Genomic DNA, 488 nt, shown 5'->3' with positions numbered 1-488 from the left:
TTGCCAGCCTATGTGAACTGCGGCTCTGCTACTCCTCGACCTCGGTCTCGCCGGGGCGGGCTCCCGCGGCAAGAGCCTCCTCGTAGTCGCGCATAGCCTCGGCGCGCTTGAGCGGCGCGAGGTGGTCGACCATGGTCTTGCCATGCAGGTGGTCGATCTCGTGCTGCATGCAAACGGCCATGAGGTTGCCCTCGGCCTCGTACTGCATGAGGTCGCCGTCGAGGTCGTAGGCCTGGACGACCACGTGCGACGGGCGCGTGACCGTGACGTTGATACCGGGGAAGCTGAGGCAGCCCTCCTGGAAGTCGCGCAGGTCTCCGTCGGCGGTGATGATGCGCGGGTTTATGAGCACGTAGGGGTTCTTCTTCGTGCCCTTGCCGGCGTAGTCGCAGTCGATGACGACGATCTGCTTGAGTACGCCGACCTGTGGCGCGGCGAGGCCGCAGCCGTCGGCGGCGTACATGGTCTTGAGCATGCGGTCGGCGAGC

Annotated in this window: 1 protein-coding gene; it reads right to left on the bottom strand. The window is 66.0% G+C overall.

What is annotated here, in order from left to right:
- Positions 1-28: 28 nt before the first annotated feature.
- Positions 29-488, bottom strand: a 460-nt coding sequence (gene def / locus ACT84W_RS05940; RefSeq protein ID WP_444328556.1) for a peptide deformylase, incomplete at its 5' end; no start/stop codon positions are given.

This window comes from Paratractidigestivibacter sp. (assembly GCF_052362415.1).
Lineage (GTDB): Bacteria > Actinomycetota > Coriobacteriia > Coriobacteriales > Atopobiaceae > Paratractidigestivibacter.
This window is presented reverse-complemented; position numbering and strand designations above follow the sequence as displayed.